The sequence below is a fragment of the Corallococcus sp. AB049A genome (assembly GCF_003668885.1).
Lineage (GTDB): Bacteria > Myxococcota > Myxococcia > Myxococcales > Myxococcaceae > Corallococcus > Corallococcus interemptor.
The window spans coordinates 16630-35967 of record NZ_RAWL01000033.1 but is presented as its reverse complement, the minus strand read 5'-3'; the positions used below and the strand labels follow the sequence as shown (position 1 = coordinate 35967).

Genomic DNA, 19338 nt, shown 5'->3' with positions numbered 1-19338 from the left:
CCCCGCGCAGGGTCCTGCTCGTCCGGCCCGACAACCGCGTGGGCGAGGCCCTTCTCACCACGCCCCTGATGCGGACCCTCAAGGCGCACCTCCATCCGGCTCCGGAGGTGCATGTGCTGGTGCACGCCAGGGTGGCTCGCGTCCTCCAGGGACACCCTGACGCGGATGCAATCCTGGCGTTCGACCGGCGCCTGCTCTGGCTGGGACCGCTGGCGCCTGGCATCCGGGCACTGCGCCGCGCGGGCTACGACACCGTCGTGGATTGCGCCAACTGGAGCGCGCCTTCGGTCACGAGCGCGCTCATCTCGCGAATGGCGGGGCCGAAGGCCGTCGTCATCGGACCGGGCGTCTGGCCGGTGTCGCTGCTGCAGTCGGTGTCCGTCCCTGCCCGTTCCGATACCCGGCACGAGGCCGTTCAGCGGACGCACCTGCTCACGCCCCTGACGAAGGGCGCGGTCTCCGAGGGGCTTTCCTTCCGGGAGCCGGTGCTGGGCGATGCGTTCCGTGGCTACCTGGCGATATTCGCCGGCAAGGGTTCGCGCCGTGCGGTCATCAACCCGGGGGGCCGGCTGGGTGAGCGCCGCATTCCCGCCGAGGCCTTCGCGGCCGCTGCCCGGGAGCTGATCTCGCTCGGCTATTCGCCCATCGTGACCTGGGGACCAGGTGAGGAGGCCCTGGCTCGGAGCGTGCTCGCGGCTGCTCCGGGGGCGGAGCTGGCTCCTGCGACGAACATCGATGAGCTGGGGGCGCTCATGCGGACCGCGGGCCTCACCATCTGCAACAACACCGGGCCCATGCACCTGTCCGTCGCCGTGGGTGCCCCCACGCTGGCGTTCTTCCTGCGCATCGACATGGAGCGCTGGGGCCACGCGGTGGCTCCGCACCGGATGGTGGATCTGACGCCCATCGTGGACGGCGCCGCCGGTGCGGGGTTGGAGCAGCGCGTGGCCGAGGAGGTCCGGTCGTTCGTCTCGGAGCGGACTTCGCTCACGGGGTGAGCCTTCGCTCCTCCTCGTGCACCATCCTCGGGACGCCGTCCTCGACGGGCCAGGCTCGCAGGCACCTGAGGCAGCGGACTTCGGGCGGAGGGCCCTCGTGCTCTTCGAGCGGGCCCTTGCAGTGGGGACAGCCGAGGATGGACCGCAGCAGCGGGTCCAGGACCATGGCTACTTCGCGCCTTCCCGGCCGAGCCTGCGCGCCAGCTCCGTGGTGCTGTGGTCCTTCGGGTCTCCCGCCACCGCGGTCCTGCCTCCGTAGGCCCGGACCTCGTCGCCTTCCGGAATGGTGTCCGGCGTGTAGTCCGTCCCCTTCACGTGCACGTCGGGCTTGAGGGCCCGGATGATGCTCCGCACGTTCGGCTCGTCGAAGACGACCACGCGGTCCGTGCAGGCCAGCGCCGCGACGAGTTCCGCTCGCTCCGCTTCCGGGATGTGCGGACGGCCGGGTCCCTTGTAGGCCCGGGTGGAGGCGTCCGAGTTCACCGCCACCACCAGCACGTCCGCCAGCGCCTTCGCCCCTTCGAGGTACCGGACGTGCCCGACGTGCAGCAGGTCGAAGACGCCGTTCGCGAGGGCCACCGTGCGGCCCTGCTCGCGCCAGCGTTCTCGTTCCTCCGCGATGGCGGCGAGGGGGCGAAGCTTGTCCAGGGTGTTCATCGGGGGCTCCGCAGTGCTTCGAGGAGTTCTTCGCGTGAGACCGTCGCCGTGCCGGGCTTCTGCACCACCAGCGAGCCCGCCACGTTCGCGAGCCTCGCGGCGTCACCGAAGGAGGCACCCGCCGCGAGCGACAGCGCGAAGCTCGCGATGACGGTGTCACCGGCTCCGGTCACGTCCACCGCGGACTTCGCTCCGTGCACCGGGATGAGGTCCACGCCGCCCTTCGCGTCGAAGAGGGCCATGCCGTGCCGGCCTCGCGTCACCAGCAGGGCCTTGCAGCCCAGCTTGCGGACTGCTTCATGGCCCGCCTCCAGGAGGTCTTCCTTCGTTCGCACCGGACGGCCCGTGAGGGCTTCGAGTTCCGGTTCGTTGGGCTTGCACACCGTGAGGCCGGCGAAGGCTGCCAGCGCATAGCGGCTGTCCACGCAGACCGGGAGCCCGTCCGCGGCGAGCTTTCGCAGCGCGGCCCGGACTTCGTCGCTCACGACGCCCGCGCCGTAGTCCGAGACGACCACCGCGTCCGCGTCCTTCGCCGCCGCCTCCACCTGCCTGGCGATGGCCTTGCGCATCCGGGGCGGGAGTGGGCCTCGCTGGCCCCGGTCGACCCGGAGCATCTGCTGCCTCGTGGTGCTGATGCCTCCCGCGAGGATGCGCGTCTTCGTCTCCGTCTGGATGCTTCGGCTGCTGACCGCGTGCAGCCGGATGTCCGCCGTGTCGAAGAGCTTGCGCAGCTCGGTGCCCATGGAGTCCACGCCCAGGGCGCCCACCGCCGTCACCTGCCCCGACAGCGCGCGGATGTTGGCCGCCACGTTGGCTCCGCCGCCGAGCTTCACCTCCGACGACTCGTACCGGACGATGAGCACCGGGGCCTCGCGGCTCACCCGGTCCGTCTGGCCATAGAGGTAGTGGTCGGCGACCAGGTCTCCCACCAGCAACACCCGACGGCGCGCGAAGGCGAGTGGCAGGCGCGAGGACGATGCTGCCGGACGTGAAGACGGGGCCGCGGGCATGGGCGCGCGTTGTCCCACAGCGCTCCAGCCCTCACAAGTCGCGCGTCTGCCCCTGCAGTCCCAGCGCCCGCTTCAGATGCGCTTCGCCCTCCAGGACCTCCACTCCCAGGCGTACCACCCAGGCCTCGAAGCCAGCGGGCAGGCGCACCGCGTCCTTCTCCGTCGTCACCACTCGCGCGCCTCGCTGACGGGCACGGGCTTCGACCTGCCGCAGCTCTTCCGCCGTGAAGCGATGGTGATCCGGGAAGAGGGCCGCGTCCCGGACCTCCACCCCGAGCGTGGTGAGGGTCTTCAGGAAGCCCCCGGGCCTTGCCAGTCCGGCCAGGGCGAGGACGGGCCTTCCTTCGAGCGCGCTCGTCGCGTGCTCGGTGCCCGCGGGGGCCCTCCAGCCCGTGGGGCCGTAGCGCGTCCGGACCCTGGGGACGGTCAGGGCTTCGACCCATGGGTTGGGGGCGGCGTCTCCCGGGGCGGCTCTCAGCCAGAGCAGCGTGGCCCGGCGCAGGGCGGACGGGGGCTCTCGCAGCGGGCCTCTTGGGAGCAGCTGGCCGTTGCCCAGGCCCACGGCTTCGTCGACGACGACCAGGTCTTCGTCACGGTGCAGACGGCGGTGCTGGAAGCCGTCGTCCAGCAGGACCGTGTCCAGGCCGAAGTCGTCCCTGGCCCGGAAGGCCGCCGCCACCCGGTCCGCGCCCACGAAGAGCCGGGCCCCGGGGCACCTGCGTGCGAGCAGCAGCGGTTCGTCCCCCGCCTCCGTCACGTCGGGCAGTGGCTCCGCTCCCGTGAAGGTGAGCGGCTGCTGGGACTCGCGTCCGTAGCCTCTCGTGAGGATTCCGACCTTGCGCCCTTCGCGGATCAATTGCTCCGCGAGGTGGAGGACCGCGGGCGTCTTGCCCGTGCCTCCGACGTTGAGGTTGCCGATGGAGATGACTCGCAGGCCTTCGACGTGTTCGGCTCGCTTCAGTCCCGAGTCGTAGAGGGCGCTTCGGAGGCGGACCGCTCCGCTGTAGGTCCAGGACACCAGCGTCAGCGGCGACAGGAGGGCACGGCGGGTCCAGGGCTCCGGTGTTGGCGGATAGAAGATCCGCTCCAGCGCCGTGGGTGCTCCGGTCATCGCCGTGGCTCCGCGGCCTGCGCGTAGAGAGCCAGGATGTCCCTGGCGATGTGCTCGTTCGTCGGGTGCCGGGTCTTCGCCGTGGATCCGGACCGTGCGGCGGTGATGACGGCTTCCACCGTGGGCGCTTCCACGCTTGCGTCCGCCAACTCCGGGAGCGCTCCTTCGTTCACCGCGACCACCCGGACTCCACAGGCCCGGGCCTGGGCCGCGGCCCTGGCGCTCCAGTCGTTTCCCAGACCGAGGATCCAAACCTCGTCCAGGGCCTGCAGCCACTTCGCGAAGTCCGCTCCCTGCTGGTAGCCCGCGAAGGTCACATGCTCCGTGAGGCCTCGCTCCGCCACCTGCGTCCGCGTCGCTTCGAGCAGGGCTCCGTCGCCTACCAGCACGAGGCGGGCTTCGGGGCGCTGCTGCCGGAACGTGGCGAAGGCTTCGACTCCCAGCGCGTGACGACGGCTCTGCTGAAAGGTGGAGATCATCCCCACGAGGTGCGTGTCCTCCAGGCCCAGGGTCTGGCGGAGGGTCTTGCGGTCGCTCGGCGGGGCGAACATCGGATCCACCAGCGCTGGCAGGACCTGGACGGGACGGTGACGGCCTTCGAGCTTCTGTACCAGGTGGCTCGCGGGCACCGTGTAGGCGCTGGCTTCGGGCAGCGAGGACCTCAGCGAGCGCGGCGCATGGATGGAGCGGATCCGCACGGCTCCCTTCGGCGTCCCCCAGCGAGCCACGAGATGATCATGCGTGAAGTGGGTGTGGACCACGTCCACCGTCCTGCGGCGGAGGGCTCGCAGGTCGCTCCAGATTTCCCACGGTGGGGACTTCACGGACAACGTCAGGCCTCCTTCATCCAGGAGGCCCAGTTGCTGGAAGCGGGGGACGGCGGGTTCTTCGGCTGCGATGTCCCGGCGCTTGCGATCCACCGCCACCGTGACCTCGTGGCCCAGGGCCCGCTGTGCTTGCGCGAGCAGCGCGACGTTCTCCGCCGGGCCGCTCCAGAAGGGACTCGCGAGCAGGTGCAGGATGCGCATCAGCGCTTCACCAGCGAATGGTAGAGGTCCCGGAGCGCCCGGGCTTCGTGCTCGACGCCGCAGCGGCTCCGGGCCTCCTCTGCCGCGTTGCGGCCGACCTGACGGGCTCGCTCCGGTTCGCGGGTCAGTTCGTCCAGGAGGGCTCGCAGGCCCTTCACGTCTCCGGGTTCGAAGAAGAAGCCCGTGCGGCCGTGCTCGATGAGCGTGTCCAGGTACGGCAGCTTGGAGGCCACCACGCAGCAGCCGGAGGCCATCGCCTCCACGTGCACCAGCGAGTAGCCCTCCGCGTAGGACGGGTGCACCAGGATGCTCAGGCCCTGGTACCAGGGCTCGATGGTGGACTGCTCTCCCGCGAGCAGCACCCGGTCCTCGATGCCCTCGCGCAGCCCGTTCACCCACGTCAGGTCCGGCCCCTTCGCGAGCCCCACCAGCACCGCCTGCCACTCCGGCCGCTGCGGCAAGAGGGGCCTCAAGGCTTCGATGAAGTCGCCCTGCCCCTTCTCCTTGCGGATGCGCCCGATGACGCCGATGCCGTAGCGGCCTCCCTGCTGGAGCCGGGCCCAGGCCGCGTCACGGTCTTCCGGTGGATGGAAGCGCTGGAGGTCGATGCCGTGGGAGATGACCGTGGACGGGAGCGCGATGACGTCGGAGATCTGCTTCGTGAGCGACACCAGCGCGTCCGCGCCCCTGGCGAGCCAGCGCGTGAAGCGCGTGGGGGCCACCGACGTGTGCCTGGTGAAGACGAGTTGGACCTTGCCTCCCAGCGCCTTCAGGAGCATCCCCGCCAGCAGCTCGTTGTTGCGGTGCGCGTGCCAGACAATGGGCTCCTGGTGCGAGCGGCGGATCAGCTCTCCCCAGGTGATTCGCGGCAGGGCCTCCGTCAGGCCGGAGCCGATGACCCGTGTCTCGTCGCCGTGGGCCAGCGCTGGCACCACGGACTCCACGTGCCGCGTGACTCCTGTGTAGCGCTTGTGGAAGTGCGGATGGACGATGAGCGTCATCGAGGCGCCCTCCTTAGCGCGGCCATGGCTTCAGCGTTGCGCTCACTGGCTCCGGAGATGCGGCGCACCGTGGCTTCCGCCTGGGCGCCCAGTTGCTCCCGGCGTTCGGGATGGGCGAGCAGGTCCTCCAGCGCGGCGTGCAGGGCTTCTCCGTCCGCCACTTGAAGGCCTCCGTTGCCTTGCAGCACCGCGACGCTGTCCCGGAAGTTGTCCATGTGCGGGCCAAACAACACCGGCCTGCCCTGCCCCGCCGGCTCCAGGATGTTCTGTCCGCCCCGCTTCGTGAACGAACCTCCCACGAACACCACCGTCGCCAGGCGGTAGGCCCGCGACAGCTCGCCCATCGAGTCCATCACCACCACCGGCGCCCGCTCCGGGTTGCCCTGCGAGCGCAGGCCCACGATCAGGTTGCGCTCCTTCGCGAGGGTCATGATCCGCTCCGCCCGGTTCAGGTAGCGCGGCGCGATGACCAGGGTCAGCGTGGGCCAGCGCTCCCGCAGACGCTGATACACCTGCAACAGGATTTCTTCCTCGCCCTCGTGCGTGCTTCCCGCGAGCCACATGGGCTCCGCTGGGGACAGGCCCAGGGCGGTTCGCAGGGCTTCGTCCTCTGGGGCGGGCCCCGCGGCGAGGGCGTCGAACTTGGTGTTTCCGGTGGTGAGGACCCGGTCGGCCGGGGCTCCCAGGGCCTTGGCTCTTTCGGATTCCTCGACCTGCCGCATCAGCAGCAGGTCCATGTCCTTCAGCGGGTTTTCGATGAGGCCGAAGAGCGTCCGATACTTCCCCACGTTCGCCGGGGAGAAGCGTCCGTTCGTCATGACGACGCTGGCTCCGGATTGCTTCGCGGCGCGGATGAGGTTGGGCCAGACCTCCGTGTACTCGAGGACCAGGAGGTCCGGACGAAGGGCCCGCACCGCTCGTCGCGTCGCGCCCCAGAGGTCGTAGGGCGCGTAGACGACTCCGTCGATCTGCTTCGACAGGCGGTCCCTCGCCATCGCGTGGCCGCTGTCCGTCATCGTCGAGAGCACGATGCGGCAGCCGGGAAAGCGCTGGCGCAAGGGGCCGAACATGGGCGCGAGGGCCAGCAGGTCTCCCGCGCTGGCTCCGTGCAACCACAGCAGCGGGCCCTCTCCCTTCGGCAGGTCTCCCGGTCCGTAGAAGCCCAGCCGCTGCTTCAGCCCGTGACGCGTCTTCCGATGCACGCAGAGCACCGGGAACAGCAGCGCGAAGAGGATGTAGGTGGCGACGACGTAGAGCAGGCGCATGGGCGACGTCCCGCGCTCTATCAGATGCCCGGCGGTCCGGGCACAACTCGCACCGGGCTGGGAACCAACCAGGGCCGCCACTCGTGGCCGAAGAAACGCCCGGGCGCGTGGGCCCAGACCTCCACCTGGACCACTCCGGGACCGGTCAGTTCGACGTGCTGTCCGTCGGGTTGGAGGCGGCCTTCGCCCCAGACGCGGACCTCCAGCGTCCCGGGCGTGTGTTCCGGGAGGCGGACCGTCAGCAGCGCTCCCACGGGGGCCTCTCGCGTGTTCGGGTCGTAGCCTTCCAGGGCGAAGCCGTCGGGGGCTCCGAGTGCTCGGAAGACGCAGAGTGCACGGCCGCTCGCCAGGGCCTGCGTGACCTGGGCCGCGGCTTCGCGTGCGTTCTGGGACAGGGGACCTGGCAGCACGTCCGGTGGCAGCTCCATGTCGAGCGCGTTGAAGATGTCCTCGTACGCGGGCACGCCGTGCGCGTCACTGCCGCACAGGGCGAGGCGCTTGCGCTCTCGCGCCAGTTCCAGGAAGCGTTCCGTCGGGCGTGGCTCTGGAACCGCGAGCAGCATCACTCCGTGCACCGGGCTCACCATGGAAGCTCCGAGCGCGGGCAGCAGGCGGCTCACCGGGCTTCTCAGCGCCTGCCGGAAGAAGGTGTCCGCCGAGTACAGCTCGAAGCCCGGGACCTGGTGCGCAGTGGCTTCGTCCTTCCACGGGTTCTTCGTCTGGACCGGATGCGCGAGGACCGCCGTGCCTCCGGCGGCTTCGATCGCGGCCACGGCCTGTTCCGGGGGGCCCCAGGGCTTCACGCCTTCGATGGGCCGCTGCATGCCGAACGCGGCCAGATGGCCCGCGCTGGTCGACACCTCCACGCCCGGGATGAGCAACACGCCGTCCACCCAGGTCGCGGCGGGTGGCTTGAAGTCGTTGTGGTCGGTGAGCACCACGAAGTCCAGGCCCGCGGCCTTCGCCGCCTGGGCGACCTTCGCGGGTGAACCGTTCCCGTCCGAGCGCGTGGTGTGCACGTGGTACGCGCCCCGGATCCACGGCTTCGCGTCCGGCTTGGGCTCGACCATGGGGTAGTCCGCGAAGCCCGCCGCGAAGGCGAAGAAGCCCGCGACACCGAGCAGCAGGAACAGCACGCCGAACACGGCGCGGATCGCCAGGGAGAGAGGCTTCCTGGCCTTGCTCACGCCGCCCCCCGCTCCATGGGGCCCGACGTCTGCAGGCGCCACATGGCGGCGTAGCGGCCTTCCTTCTGGAGCAGGTCCGCGTGGCTCCCGCTCTCCACGATGCGGCCCGCCTCCACCACGTGGATGACGTCCGCGCCCGTCACCGTCGACAGCCGGTGCGCGATGACCAGCGCCGTCCGGCCGGGGAGCACCTTCGCCAGCGCGGCCTGCACTTCGCGCTCATTCTCCGGATCCAGGCTGCTCGTCGCTTCGTCCAGCACCAGCACCGGGGCCTTCGACAGCACCGCTCTCGCGATGCACAGGCGCTGACGCTGGCCTCCGCTCAGGGTGACGCCTCGCTCTCCGATGCGCGTGTCGTAGCCCTGGGGCAGCGCCTGGATGAAGGTGTCCGCGTTCGCCACCCTCGCCGCGGCCTCCACTTCCTCTTTCGTCGCATCGGGCCTGGCGTGCCGCAGGTTCTCCAGCACCGTTCCGTGGAAGAGCAGCGGCTCCTGCGTCACCAGCGCGAACTGACTTCGGACGCTCGCGGCCGTGTACGCGTCCGCGTCCTTCCCATCCAGGAGGATGCGCCCCTGCTGGGGCCGCTCGAAGCGCAGCAGCAGCGACGTCACCGTGCTCTTGCCGCCTCCGCTGCCTCCCACCAGCGCCGCCACCTGCCCCACCTTCAGGTCCAGCGTCAGCCCGTCCAGCGCGCGGCGCTCTCCGTAGAAGAAGCGCACGTCCTCCATGCGCAGCGACTCGCGCAGCGCGGGCGCCGGCACCGCGCTGGCGGTGTCCTCCACCGGGTGCTTCAGGTCGAGCAGCGCGAAGAGGCGCTCTCCCGCCGCTCCCGCCTGCACCGCGAACTGCGTCACCCGGCCCAGGTCCTTCACCGGCTGGTACACGAGGATGACCGCCGTGAGCAGCGACAGGAGCGCCTCCGGCTCCATCGCCCGCGTCGCCGCCGCGTACCCCAGCGCTCCCGCGAGCGCCGCCGCCGCGAGCACCTCCATCAACCCCGGCACGCCTCCTCGCGCCCAGGCCGCGCCCACCACGGCTTCCTCGTGGGCCTTGGCGTAGGACTCGAAGCGCGCCAGCTCCGCCTCCTGGCCGTTGAAGGCCTGGATGGTGCGCAGGCCTCCCAGCCCTTCGTGCAGCTGGCCCGCGAGCTGTCCCAGGTGGGCCTGGCCTTCGCGCGTTCCCTTCAGCACCTTGCGCGTGAGCTTCGACGCGGGCAGCGCCGCCAGCGGAATCACCGCCAGCATCAGCCCTCCGAGCATCGGGCTCATCGCCAGCGCCACGCCCGCGAGCACCAGCACCTGGATCGTGTCGCGCAGGTACGAGCCCACCGTGTACATGGCGGCCATCTCCACCGCCAACACGTCCGAGGAGAAGCGGCTGAGCAGGTCTCCCGTCCGCTCCTTCGACAGCTGCGACGGCGACAGCGCCGTGAGCCTCAGGAACAGGTCGCGCCGCAGGTCCTTCACCACGCGCTGCGCGAACAGGCCCATGAAGTAGAACTGGCCCAGGTACCCCACGCCCTTCACCGCGCCCACGCCCAGCACCAGCACCGGGAAGCCCCAGAGCGCCGCCTCGCGCGGCAGGTCCGCGAGCCACGGCACCTTGTGCGCGCTCGCGAAGCCCTCTTCACCTCCCGACAACAGGAAGCGCAGCGCCGGCCCCAGCAGGTACGCGTACGCGCCCGTGGCGAGCCCCAACACCGCCATGCACACGAAGGCCAGGACCAGGATTCCCGCGTGCGGCTTCGCGTAGCGCAAGAGCTTCCAGAGCGCGCGATGCATGACTACTTCACCACCTTCTGCAACGCCGCCCTCGCGAGCACCGAATACGGGTTCAGCTCCAGCACCTTCATCAGCTTCTTTCGTGCGAGCGGCGCGTCGTCCAAATCGATTTCGATGATGGCCGCGATGACCTGCGCCCGCTCCAGGTACGGGTCCAACGTCAGCGCCTGCTTGAGCACCTTGCGCGCCGCGAGCGCCCGCTGCATCAGCGGCCCGGGGGAGCCCCGGTACTTCGCCCAGGCGAGGTACGAGTAGTACTCGGGCTCGCTGCCGTTGAGTAACACCGCTTCTTCAAAGCCCTGGATGGCCGCCCTGTAGTCGCCCCGCTTCATCGCGGACTCGCCCCGGCGCAGCGCCAGCTCCGCGTCCACGTTGATGGCGGTCGCGCGGCCCACCACTTCCTGCCGGCTGAAGAAGTACTGGAGGTAGGCGCGGCGCTTCTCGTCCACGCTCAGCACGCGGTACGCCGCGGACAGCTTCTCCTGCACCTGCTCCAACAGGTCGCGCAGGTCGGAGATGTCGAACTCCGCGTAGGTGTCCGGGTGAAAGCGCATCGCCGTCTCGTGGTACGCGCGCTCCACCGCTTCTTTATCCGCCGCGAGATCCAGCCCCAGCCCGCCGAAGTAGCTGCGCGTGATGATGCGCACCGCCTCCTCGCGCACCGCCGCCGCCGTCTCCGGTGGCAGGCTCTTGCGCTTGCGCGGCGCGATGACGTCCGGCACCGCCGCAGCGCTGAGCACGTCCGTCCCCGTCGCCACCGGCGTCGCGGAGAACGTCACGCCGCCCGTCAGCTTGAGGAACCACAGCAGCGTGTACGCCGCCCGCAGCTCCGCGCGCCCGTGCGCCAGCAGGTCCTTGAGGACGATGCGGCCATTCACCTGCATGGCCAGCTTGATGTCCTCCGTGTCCAGCGCCATCGCCTGGAGGTCCCGGCCGAAGTCCGCCGAGCGCACCGGGTACTCGTTCACGTGCACCTTGAGCGCGCCCGCCACCACCCGCAGCGGCATGCGCCGGCGCGCGGCCTCCAGCAGCGGGGCCAGGGCGGGCTGCTCCACGGAGGCCACCTCGGAGGAGAACTCGTCACCCGCGTAGAACGCGAAGCGGCCTTCGCGCATGGCCAGCACGCGCCCGAGCCGGTCCCTCGTGAAGTCGCGCAGCAGCGCCAGCAGGTCCTCGCCCACCGCCTCCACGCCCACGTCCGCGAGCGCCGCGCCGATGCGCAGCCCGGAGGCGAGCGACTCCACCACCGGCTGCTCCTGCGCCTCCGTGAGGACCTTCCGCTCGCGCAGATAGCGGGGCAGCGCGTCCTCCTTCGCGGAGGAGTCGAAGTTCGCGGGTCCACCGCGCAGGAAGAACACGCGGCGATACAGGCCCTTGTGCGCCACCACCAGCACGCCGTCGCGCCGCAGCCGGTAGAGCGAATGCAGCAGCGCCGGCAGCGGGAAGGCCTTCAGGTCCCCCGCCGCCACCGCGGGCCTCGACAGCGTGGCGGCCAGGCCCGTGAGCGGGATGGCCTGGGCGGCCTTCACCAGCGCCTCCAGGCGGGGCACCAGCTCTCCCGGCTTGAGCGGATCCGGGATGTACGCGTTGACCTTCAGGTCCAGCACCGAGCTCACGCCCTTCGCGCGGCCCAGGTGCCCCTTGTCGATGGCCACGATGGGCACGCGCCCGCCCTGGCTGTGCCCGCGGATGAGGTGCACGACGTGCTGCCCCTCCACGCGCGGCAGGTCCACGCCCAGCACCACCACGTCCGGGTTGTCCGCCGAGAAGTGCTCCAACGCCATCACGGCGTCATTCACCGCCCGAACGGTGTACCCGGCCTGCGAGAGCAGGCCCGTCAGGTGCTCCAGGGTCGGGGGGTGGCTCTCGGCGAGCAGAAGCGTCTTCAAGGGGGCCGCAGTCTACAACCTCCCTCCCTCCGCGCATCAGCTACGATGAGGGTCTTGCCTCCCATGACGCAGCCATCCTCCCCCCGCATCCTCGTCGTGGCCGGCGAGGCCTCCGGCGACACCCACGCGTCGGAGCTCGTCGCCGCCCTCCAGGCCCTGCGCCCGGACCTCACCTTCTTCGGCATGGGGGGCGCCCGCCTGGCCGCTCGGGGAGTGGAGCTCATCCACGACGCCCGCGAAGTGTCCGTCATGGGCATCACCGAGGTGCTCCCCCGCATCCCCCGCATCCTGCGGATCATGAAGGACCTGGCCCAGGCCGCCGAGGAGCGCCGCCCCGACGTCGCCATCCTCGTGGACATCCCGGACTTCAACCTGCGGCTGGCCAAGAAGCTCAAGGCCCTGGGCATCCCGGTGGCCTACTACGTGTCCCCGATGATCTGGGCCTGGCGCCGGGGCCGCGTGCGCACCATCCAGCGGCTGGTGGACCGGATGCTCTGCATCCTGCCCTTCGAGGAGGAGTTCTACCGGGAGGCCGGGGTGCCCGCACGCTACGTGGGAAGTCCCGTGCTGGAGCAGATGCCCCCATCCGCCAGCGCCCATGAGTTCCGGCAGCGGCTGGGGCTGAAGCAGGACGCCCCCACGCTCGCGCTCCTACCCGGCAGCCGGATGAGTGAGATCCGCCGCATCCTCCCCACCCTCGTGGGCGCCGCGAAGCAGCTGGCCTCCGAGCGGCCGGGGCTCCAGGTGGTGGTGCCGGTGGCGCCCACCATCGAGAAGGAGGAAATCCTCTCCCGCTTCGAGGGCAGCGGCGTGACGCCGGTGCTGGTGGACGGGCGCGCCCCGGAGGTGGTGGGCGCGAGCGACGCCGCGGTGGTGGCGTCCGGCACGGCGGTGCTGGAGGCGGGGCTGATGGAGCGGCCGCTCGTCGTCGTCTACCGCGTGTCGATGGTGACGTACTGGGTGGGCCGGCTGATGCTGAAGGTGGCCTTCGTGTCGCTCATCAACCTGCTGGCGGGCCGGCGCGTGGTGCCGGAGCTGCTCCAGGGGGAGATGACGCCGGAGAACATCGCCTCGGAGGTGCGGCGCGTGTGGCTGCCGGGCGAGCCCCGCGACGACATGGTCCAGGGCCTGGCCGAGGTGCGTGGACGCCTGGGCGAGGTGGGGGCCGCCCACCGCGCGGCCCAGACGGTGCTGGAGCTGTTGCCCCCTCGCGCTGTGTCCTGAGCCGGCAGAACCGACGGGGTTGGCGCGGGTTCTGCTGTTCCAGCGCCGGGTTTGGGGTATGTCCGCCGGGTCATGAACCGTGCGCTGGTCTGCATCCCCACCTACAACGAGCGGGACAACATCGGCCCCATCACCCAGGCGGTGCTGGCGGCGGACCCCCGTGTGGACATCCTCGTCGTCGACGACAACTCGCCCGACGGGACGGGGCAGCTGGCGGACGAGCTGGCCGCGAAGAACCCGCGCGTGCGCGTGCTCCACCGCGAGAAGAAGGAGGGCCTGGGCCGCGCGTACCTGGCCGCCTTCCGCTGGGCCCTGGCCGAGGGCTACACGTACATCCTGGAGATGGACGCGGACTTCAGCCACGACCCGCGCTACCTGCCCACCTTCCTGGACGCCGCCGAAGGTGGCGCGGACCTGGTGCTGGGCTCGCGCTACGTGGAGGGCGGCGGCACGGTGAACTGGGGCGTGGGCCGGAAGATCATCAGCCGCGGCGGTTCGCTCTACGCGCGCAGCATCCTGGGCGTGGACGTGCGCGACCTCACCGGCGGCTTCAAGTGCTTCAACCGCCGCGTGCTGGAGACCCTCAACCTGGATGAGGTGCGCAGCACCGGGTACGCGTTCCAGATTGAGCTGACCTACCGCACCCTGCGCAAGGGCTTCACCGTGCGAGAGGTCCCCATCGTGTTCGAGGACCGGCGCGTGGGGCACTCGAAGATGAACAAGAAGATCTTCGTCGAAGCGCTGGGCATGGTCTGGAAGCTCCGCTTCACGGTGTAAGGCGCCATGTCGATGTCCGCCATGGTGTCCACCTTCCTCGTGTCGCTGTCCGCCATCTTCTTCGTGGTGGACCCGATTGGCGTCGTGCCGCTGTTCCTGGCGATGACGGCGGGGGACACCAAGCAGCAGATACGAAGCACCGCCCTGCGCGCCTGTCTGGTGGCGTGCGGGCTGATGCTCTTCTTCGCCGTCTTCGGCCGCGTCATCTTCCAGGTGTTCGCGGTGTCGCTGGGCGCCTTCCGCGTGGCCGGCGGCATCCTGCTGCTGATTACGTCCCTGGACATGCTCCGCGCGCGGCCGTCCTCCACGCGCACCAGCCCCACGGAAGAGGAAGAGGGCGTGGTGAAGGAGGACGTGGCCATCGTCCCGCTGGCCATTCCGCTGCTCGCGGGGCCGGGCGCCATCGCCACGGCCATGGTGCTGATGGCTCGCTCCGGGACGTCCTTCGTGTCCGCGCTGCCGGTGGTCGCGGCGGTGGTGCTCACCTTCACGGCGACCTACTTCATCCTCAACGCGTCCAGCCTGGTGCAGCGGGTGCTGCGTCAGTCCGGCGTGGCCATCCTGGAGCGCGTGTCCGGCCTCATCCTGGCCGCCATCGCGGTGCAGTTCATCGCGGACGGGGCGAAGGACCTGCTCAAATAGCGTCCGCGCCCGCCACCCACACCGTGCCGTCCTTGCGCACGGTGCCCTGGGGACGGCCGTCCATGGTGAGGTGCTCCGGGCTGGAGCGCTGAGCGTCGTACGCGTAGCCGCCCTGGACCTCCTGCAGGTACACCACCACTGCGTCCACGACGTTCTCCTGCACGACCTTGAACGAGTCGCTGGCGCACTGGGTGTCGCCGGTGAAGAAGCGCTCCAGCGAGGCCTCCTCCGGGTGGCGCACGTAGACGACCACGGGGGCCCTCTGCTCCTTGCCCTCCGAGACGAACTTCTGGATGGCCTGGGCGGGCGCGGGCTGACGCAGCAGCGCCTGGAGGAGCGTGCACTTCTCGTCCTCGGCCTCCACGCGCTGGGCATAGGGAACGGTGCGCACACAGCCCACCGTCCCCATGAAGCCCAGGCCCGCCACCGCGAGCGCCCAACGGATGCGCGGAAGTTCCACCATGTGACACCTCAAGGCTTGCGCCAGCGAGGGGTGAAGGGCGCGTTCGTCAGCGACGGGTCCTCCACCGCGATGATGTATTCGGCGCGGCGGTTGGCCGCCTCCGCCGTCTCGTCCGGCGTGGGCACCGCCGGGGACTGCTCACCAAAGCCCTCGTAGAACACTGGTACCTTCAGGCCGCGCTGGCGGAAGTAGGACGCGATGCTCTTCGCCCGCTTGAGCGAAAGCTCGCGGTTGTCACTCGCGCTGCCCACCGTGTCGGTGTGCCCGAGCACGTACAGGCGCAGCGACGCCCACCGGCCATACTTATTCAACGCCTCCGTGATGCTCTTGTAGCTGGCGTCCAGCTTGCCCTTCTCCGCCGGCGGGATGTCCGAGCGGCCGGAGGCGAACGTCACCTCCTCGTGCGGGATGTCCACCTGCCACGGGTAGAGGTCCACGCCGGTGTAGAAGTCCGAGGTGTCGTAGGCGCGCAGGCGGATGTGCATCACCTTGCCCTCCGCCGGCAGCCACTTCACCTCCAGGGGCGTGCCCGCGGGCGCGCCCTTGAAGTCCACGTCGCCCGCGAAGGCCGTCTTGCCGGTGTCCATCTTCACCGTGACTTCCGTCTTCCCGGCCGGACGCGACAGCGTGAAGCGCAGCTTGCGGCCGGCCACGTCCACGTCCTCCGGGCGCACCTCCATCTTCAGCGGGCCGTTGAGCTCCGTGTCGAAGGACAGGGGCATGGAGCCCGGCTCCGCATTGCCCGGGAAGCGCACGGTGAGCTCGCCCTCGTAGTGGAACTTCCCTTCCGGCTGCTCCAGGGCGACGCGACGGGTGATGCCCGGCTTGCCGCCCCCCTTGAGCTCCACCGTCTTGCCGTCGCTGCGCTTGAGCTTCACCTCGAAGCCGTCGATGGGCTCCTCGATGTGGACGAGCAGCGTGGGCACACCCTCACCCAGCGCCGCCTTGCCCTCCAGCGACACCCGGATGGCCTCCGCGGAGGCAGAGAGCGGCAGGCCCAGCAGGGCCACGAGAGGTAGGATTCGGACGGACATGCGGCGTCGGCCTCGGCGTCGCGGGGGAGGTGGGGAGGCAACTCCAGCCCGGGGGAAGGGATTCCCGCGCGAGCCTACCGCACGCCCACCAGGGTGATGCCCCGCGCGGTGGCCCCGGAAAAGAGGGCGGGTGCGTCCAACAGCACCGTCCGCCCTACCTCCAGCGCGAGCACCCGGGCGCCCACCTCCGCCATGACCTCCAGCGTGCGGGGGCCCACGGCGGGCAAATCAAAGCGCAGGTCCTGCTCCGGCTTGCAGCGCTTCACCACCACCGCGCCCGGACCGCCCAGCTTCGCGCCCCGGCGGATGGTCTCGTCGGTGCCCTCCACGGCCTCCAGCGCGAGCACGTGGCCGTCGCGCACCACCACCGTCTGGCCCACGTCCGCCTGGCCCAGGAGGACCGCCACTTCCCTGCCCAGGGCCACGTCCTTCTCCTGGGCGGGCTTGAGCGCGGGGCCGGCCAGGTGGCCTTCGGGGCAGAGGACCTCCCCCAGGAAGTCCGTGGGCGCGATGATGGTGATGCCCTGCGATTCGAAGTCCGCGGCCACCGCGCGCAACAGCGCGTCGTCCCGGAAGCTGCGCAGGCGGGAGATGATTCGCACCGCGCCCAGGTCCGGCCGGGCCTCCGTGAACGCGCGCACGCGGCCGATGCCGCCCGCCATGGCCGCCCGGGTGACGCCCGCCTGGCGGAACACCTTCTGGATGCGGCCCACCTGCCCCACGCGCACCCAGGCGAAGTGGCCCACCTCCTGCTCCAGCGCCGGGTCCGTCTCTCCCCGGTGCGCGGCCACGACGACCTCCAATCCGCGCGCGCGGGCAGCCCGCGCGAAGAGGAAGGGAAGCTGGCCGTTCCCGGCGATGAGCCCGATGCGCTCCACCCGCTCGACTCCGTTCTCTGGGTGCGACAGGGCCTAGCGCGTGACGCCGCGCTTGCTGGTCTCCACGAACCGCACCAGGTGGTCCACTTCCGGGTGGCTGGCGAGCTCCCCGCGCAGCTGCGCGAGCGCGTCCTGCAGGCTCAGCTTGGAGCGGAACAGGATGCGGTAGGCCTCCTTCACGCGGCCAATCTGCTCCTCGGTGAAGCCGCCGCGCTCCAGGCCCACGGTGTTGAGGCCCACCAGCGTGGCCCGGTCCCCCTGCACGGTGCAGTACGGGGGCACGTCCATGGTGACCATGGAGCCGCCGGAGATGAACGCGTAGCGCCCCAGCCGGGTGAACTGGTGCACCGCGACGAGGCCGGAAATCTTCACCGAGTCCTCCACCGTGACGTGGCCCGCGAGCGCGGCCCCGTTGGCGAGGAGGACCTCATTGCCCACGATGCAGTCGTGCGCGATGTGGCTGTTGGCGAGCAGCAGGTTCCGGTGGCCCAGGCGCGTGGCGCCGCCGCCGGCCACCGTGCCCAGGTTCACCGTGACGAACTCACGGATCTGGTTCTCATCTCCGATGATGAGCTCCGTGTCCTCGCCCGCGTACTTCAAGTCCTGGGGCGCCGCGCCCACCGAACAGAACTGGAAGAGGTGGTTGCGCTCCCCGAGCGTGGTGCGGCCTTCGACGACGACGTGCGGCCCGATGCGGGTGCCCGCGCCGATGACGACCTGGGGTCCGATGACCGAGAACGGCCCCACCTCCACGGTGTCGTGGAGCCGGGCTCCCGGATGGACGACCGCGGTGGGATGAACCTGCGCCATGTCCTTCTCTCCTCAGCAGCGCGTATGACGCGCCCTACGGCGCCGCGCTCTCGTCGCCCTTGGCGGCCTTGTTCTTGTCCACCACGGTGGCGAGGAACTCTCCTTCCGCCACCCTGGCGCCATCCACCGACGCCACACCCTTCGTCTTCCAGATGGCGCCCTTGTGGCGGATGACCTCGATGTCCAACTGGAGCCTGTCTCCCGGCACCACCGGCTTGCGGAAGCGCGCGTTGTCCACGCCCATCAGGTACGTGACGAGCCGCGTCGGGTCCATGGCTTCCGTCTTATACGCAAGGATGGCCGTGGCCTGGGCAAGCGCCTCCAGGATGAGCACGCCCGGCATCACCGGGTGTCCCGGGAAGTGGCCGTTGAAGAAGGGCTCGTTGATGGTGACGTTCTTGTACGCCGTGAGCTTCTGGCCCGGCACGATTTCCACCACCCGGTCCACCAGGAGGAACGGGTAGCGGTGCGGCAGCAGCGCCTGGATCTCGCCAATGTCCATCATCCGCCCTTCTCCTTCTCCAACAGCTCCACCCTCTTGCGAAGGGCACGCACTTCCTTGAGCAGGTCCGCCATCTGCCCGGACGCGGCGCTGGCGCGCAGCCAGTCCTTGTGCGGGATGGCGGGGCTGCCGCTGACGACCTGCCCGTCTGGAACGTCATGGGCGACGCCGGACTGCGCGCCCACCTTGGCCAGGTCACCCACCCGGATGTGGCCCACCACGCCCACCTGCCCCGCCAGCACCACGCCGGTGCCCACCTCCGCCGAACCCGACACGCCCGCCTGCGCGCAGATGAGCGACAGCGGCCCCACGCGCACGTTGTGGGCGATTTGAACCAGGTTGTCGAGCTTCGTTCCCTGGCCCACCACCGTTTCACCCACCGTCGCGCGGTCGATGCAGGTGCAGGCGCCCACCTCCACGTCGTCTTCAATCCGGACGATGCCCACCTGGGGAATCTTGAAGTGGCGGGGGCCGTCCTCTCCTTCCGCGTCGAAGGCGAAGCCAAAGCCGTCCGCGCCCACCACCGACGAGGCGTGGAGGATGACGCGCGAGCCCACGATGCAGGCCTCGCGCACCGTGGCGTGCGGGTAGAGCACGCAGTCGTCGCCGACGCGCGCGCCCTCGCCCACGTAGGCGCCGGGGTGCAGCACCGTGCGGGCGCCGACGTGGGCGCCCTTCTCCACCACCGCCCCGGCCTTCACCGTGGCCTCCGGGTGCACCGAGGCCTCCGGGTGGACGTGGGCGGCAGGGTGGATGCCCGCCGCGGGCCGCGTGGCCGGATGGAACAGGGTCAGGAGCTTCGCGTACGCCAGGTGCGGGTTGGGCACCCGCACCAGCGCCACGCCGTCGCGAGCGGGGGCATCCCGCCCCACCAGCACCGCCGAGGCGCGGGTGGCCTCGAACTGCTTGCGGTAGCGGGGGTTGCCGTAGAACGACACCTCCCCGGGCACTGCCTCCTCCAGGCCGTTCAGGCCATGGACGAGCAGTCCCGGGTCGCCGAGGAGCTCACCCCCGACGTGGGCGGCGATGTCCCCCAGCCGGTGCGCGTTGGGTGCGGAAGGCACTGGGGAGTCCAGAGGCG

Annotated in this window: 19 protein-coding genes; 4 read left to right on the top strand and 15 right to left on the bottom strand. The window is 70.5% G+C overall.

Annotation, left to right across the window (positions count from 1 at the left end; all coding sequences use genetic code 11):
- Window positions 1-998: glycosyltransferase family 9 protein (locus tag D7X55_RS05945; RefSeq protein WP_233609628.1), on the top strand; the 998-nt coding region annotated here is incomplete at its 5' end.
- Between the two features lie 168 nt (window positions 999-1166).
- Here the strand turns inward: D7X55_RS05945 and D7X55_RS05940 are convergent.
- Genes D7X55_RS05940 through D7X55_RS05900 form a run of 9 tightly spaced genes read right to left on the bottom strand, consistent with a single transcriptional unit; the run spans window position 1167 to window position 11927 of the window.
- Complete coding sequence (locus tag D7X55_RS05940) at window positions 1167-1655, bottom strand: adenylyltransferase/cytidyltransferase family protein (RefSeq protein ID WP_121722479.1); 489 nt, start codon at window positions 1653-1655, stop codon at window positions 1167-1169.
- On the bottom strand, window positions 1652-2665 hold the full coding sequence (locus D7X55_RS05935; protein WP_120550009.1) for a bifunctional heptose 7-phosphate kinase/heptose 1-phosphate adenyltransferase: 1014 nt from the start codon (window positions 2663-2665) through the stop codon (window positions 1652-1654). The genes D7X55_RS05940 and D7X55_RS05935 overlap by 4 nt, the downstream gene beginning before the upstream one ends.
- A gap of 31 nt (window positions 2666-2696) precedes the next feature.
- Window positions 2697-3776 (bottom strand): tetraacyldisaccharide 4'-kinase, encoded by a 1080-nt coding sequence (lpxK, locus tag D7X55_RS05930; protein WP_121722478.1) that lies wholly within the window; start codon window positions 3774-3776, stop codon window positions 2697-2699.
- A complete protein-coding gene (locus D7X55_RS05925) occupies window positions 3773-4804 on the bottom strand; it encodes a glycosyltransferase (RefSeq protein ID WP_120550007.1) in 1032 nt (343 codons plus the stop codon). The genes lpxK and D7X55_RS05925 overlap by 4 nt, the downstream gene beginning before the upstream one ends.
- Window positions 4804-5805 carry a glycosyltransferase family 4 protein gene (locus D7X55_RS05920; protein ID WP_121722477.1) on the bottom strand — a complete coding sequence of 334 codons (1002 nt, stop codon included), beginning with the start codon at window positions 5803-5805 and terminating at the stop codon, window positions 4804-4806. The genes D7X55_RS05925 and D7X55_RS05920 overlap by 1 nt, the downstream gene beginning before the upstream one ends.
- Window positions 5802-7070, bottom strand: coding sequence for a 3-deoxy-D-manno-octulosonic acid transferase (locus tag D7X55_RS05915; RefSeq protein WP_121722476.1), 1269 nt, complete (start codon window positions 7068-7070; stop codon window positions 5802-5804). The genes D7X55_RS05920 and D7X55_RS05915 overlap by 4 nt, the downstream gene beginning before the upstream one ends.
- 20 nt (window positions 7071-7090) lie before the next feature.
- Window positions 7091-8257 carry a PHP domain-containing protein gene (locus D7X55_RS05910; RefSeq protein ID WP_121722475.1) on the bottom strand — a complete coding sequence of 389 codons (1167 nt, stop codon included), beginning with the start codon at window positions 8255-8257 and terminating at the stop codon, window positions 7091-7093.
- A complete protein-coding gene (locus D7X55_RS05905) occupies window positions 8254-10038 on the bottom strand; it encodes an ABC transporter ATP-binding protein (protein ID WP_121722474.1) in 1785 nt (594 codons plus the stop codon). Before D7X55_RS05905 ends, D7X55_RS05910 begins: the two co-directional genes overlap by 4 nt.
- Before the next feature lie 2 nt (window positions 10039-10040).
- Window positions 10041-11927 carry a DUF4388 domain-containing protein gene (locus tag D7X55_RS05900; RefSeq protein WP_121722473.1) on the bottom strand — a complete coding sequence of 629 codons (1887 nt, stop codon included), beginning with the start codon at window positions 11925-11927 and terminating at the stop codon, window positions 10041-10043.
- Between the two features lie 63 nt (window positions 11928-11990).
- Here D7X55_RS05900 and lpxB point away from each other — a divergent pair, with 63 nt between their 5' ends.
- From lpxB to D7X55_RS05885, 3 genes are all read left to right on the top strand, one after another.
- Window positions 11991-13151: a lipid-A-disaccharide synthase gene (gene lpxB / locus D7X55_RS05895; protein ID WP_121722472.1), complete on the top strand. Its 1161-nt coding sequence runs from the start codon at window positions 11991-11993 to the stop codon at window positions 13149-13151.
- 72 nt (window positions 13152-13223) lie between these two features.
- Entirely contained in the window at window positions 13224-13928 is a 705-nt protein-coding gene (locus D7X55_RS05890) for a polyprenol monophosphomannose synthase (RefSeq protein WP_121722471.1), read from the top strand.
- A 12-nt stretch (window positions 13929-13940) separates the two neighbouring features.
- Window positions 13941-14570, top strand: a complete 630-nt coding sequence (locus D7X55_RS05885; RefSeq protein ID WP_120549999.1) for a MarC family protein — start codon at window positions 13941-13943, stop codon at window positions 14568-14570.
- Here the strand turns inward: D7X55_RS05885 and D7X55_RS05880 are convergent.
- The 6 genes from D7X55_RS05880 to lpxD form a co-directional block, all read right to left on the bottom strand.
- On the bottom strand, window positions 14563-15033 hold the full coding sequence (locus tag D7X55_RS05880) for a hypothetical protein (RefSeq protein ID WP_120549998.1): 471 nt from the start codon (window positions 15031-15033) through the stop codon (window positions 14563-14565). The two genes, D7X55_RS05885 and D7X55_RS05880, sit on opposite strands and share 8 nt — an antisense overlap.
- Before the next feature lie 8 nt (window positions 15034-15041).
- Window positions 15042-16067: an OmpA family protein gene (locus D7X55_RS05875; RefSeq protein WP_120549997.1), complete on the bottom strand. Its 1026-nt coding sequence runs from the start codon at window positions 16065-16067 to the stop codon at window positions 15042-15044.
- Between the two features lie 74 nt (window positions 16068-16141).
- Complete coding sequence (locus tag D7X55_RS05870) at window positions 16142-16945, bottom strand: LpxI family protein (RefSeq protein ID WP_120549996.1); 804 nt, start codon at window positions 16943-16945, stop codon at window positions 16142-16144.
- Window positions 16946-16978: 33 nt separating this feature from the next.
- On the bottom strand, window positions 16979-17755 hold the full coding sequence (gene lpxA / locus D7X55_RS05865; protein ID WP_120549995.1) for an acyl-ACP--UDP-N-acetylglucosamine O-acyltransferase: 777 nt from the start codon (window positions 17753-17755) through the stop codon (window positions 16979-16981).
- 34 nt (window positions 17756-17789) lie between these two features.
- Window positions 17790-18260 carry a 3-hydroxyacyl-ACP dehydratase FabZ gene (gene fabZ / locus D7X55_RS05860; RefSeq protein WP_206797923.1) on the bottom strand — a complete coding sequence of 157 codons (471 nt, stop codon included), beginning with the start codon at window positions 18258-18260 and terminating at the stop codon, window positions 17790-17792.
- Window positions 18257-19321, bottom strand: coding sequence for a UDP-3-O-(3-hydroxymyristoyl)glucosamine N-acyltransferase (gene lpxD, locus D7X55_RS05855; protein WP_120549994.1), 1065 nt, complete (start codon window positions 19319-19321; stop codon window positions 18257-18259). The genes fabZ and lpxD overlap by 4 nt, the downstream gene beginning before the upstream one ends.
- Between the last annotated feature and the right edge of the window lie 17 nt (window positions 19322-19338).

What these genes read in the sequence shown, in the direction of transcription:
- D7X55_RS05890 (WP_121722471.1), top strand. Translation starts at nt 13,224, where the DNA reads ATGAACCGTGCGCTGGTCTGCATCCCCACCTACAACGAGCGGGACAAC.
- D7X55_RS05940 (WP_121722479.1), bottom strand. Translation starts at nt 1,655, where the DNA reads ATGAACACCCTGGACAAGCTTCGCCCCCTCGCCGCCATCGCGGAGGAA.
- D7X55_RS05905 (WP_121722474.1), bottom strand. Translation starts at nt 10,038, where the DNA reads ATGCATCGCGCGCTCTGGAAGCTCTTGCGCTACGCGAAGCCGCACGCG.
- fabZ (WP_206797923.1), bottom strand. Translation starts at nt 18,260, where the DNA reads ATGATGGACATTGGCGAGATCCAGGCGCTGCTGCCGCACCGCTACCCG.
- lpxK (WP_121722478.1), bottom strand. Translation starts at nt 3,776, where the DNA reads ATGACCGGAGCACCCACGGCGCTGGAGCGGATCTTCTATCCGCCAACA.
- D7X55_RS05920 (WP_121722477.1), bottom strand. Translation starts at nt 5,805, where the DNA reads ATGACGCTCATCGTCCATCCGCACTTCCACAAGCGCTACACAGGAGTC.
- D7X55_RS05875 (WP_120549997.1), bottom strand. Translation starts at nt 16,067, where the DNA reads ATGTCCGTCCGAATCCTACCTCTCGTGGCCCTGCTGGGCCTGCCGCTC.
- D7X55_RS05880 (WP_120549998.1), bottom strand. Translation starts at nt 15,033, where the DNA reads ATGGTGGAACTTCCGCGCATCCGTTGGGCGCTCGCGGTGGCGGGCCTG.
- D7X55_RS05925 (WP_120550007.1), bottom strand. Translation starts at nt 4,804, where the DNA reads ATGCGCATCCTGCACCTGCTCGCGAGTCCCTTCTGGAGCGGCCCGGCG.
- lpxB (WP_121722472.1), top strand. Translation starts at nt 11,991, where the DNA reads ATGACGCAGCCATCCTCCCCCCGCATCCTCGTCGTGGCCGGCGAGGCC.
- D7X55_RS05915 (WP_121722476.1), bottom strand. Translation starts at nt 7,070, where the DNA reads ATGCGCCTGCTCTACGTCGTCGCCACCTACATCCTCTTCGCGCTGCTG.
- D7X55_RS05935 (WP_120550009.1), bottom strand. Translation starts at nt 2,665, where the DNA reads ATGCCCGCGGCCCCGTCTTCACGTCCGGCAGCATCGTCCTCGCGCCTG.
- D7X55_RS05885 (WP_120549999.1), top strand. Translation starts at nt 13,941, where the DNA reads ATGTCCGCCATGGTGTCCACCTTCCTCGTGTCGCTGTCCGCCATCTTC.
- lpxA (WP_120549995.1), bottom strand. Translation starts at nt 17,755, where the DNA reads ATGGCGCAGGTTCATCCCACCGCGGTCGTCCATCCGGGAGCCCGGCTC.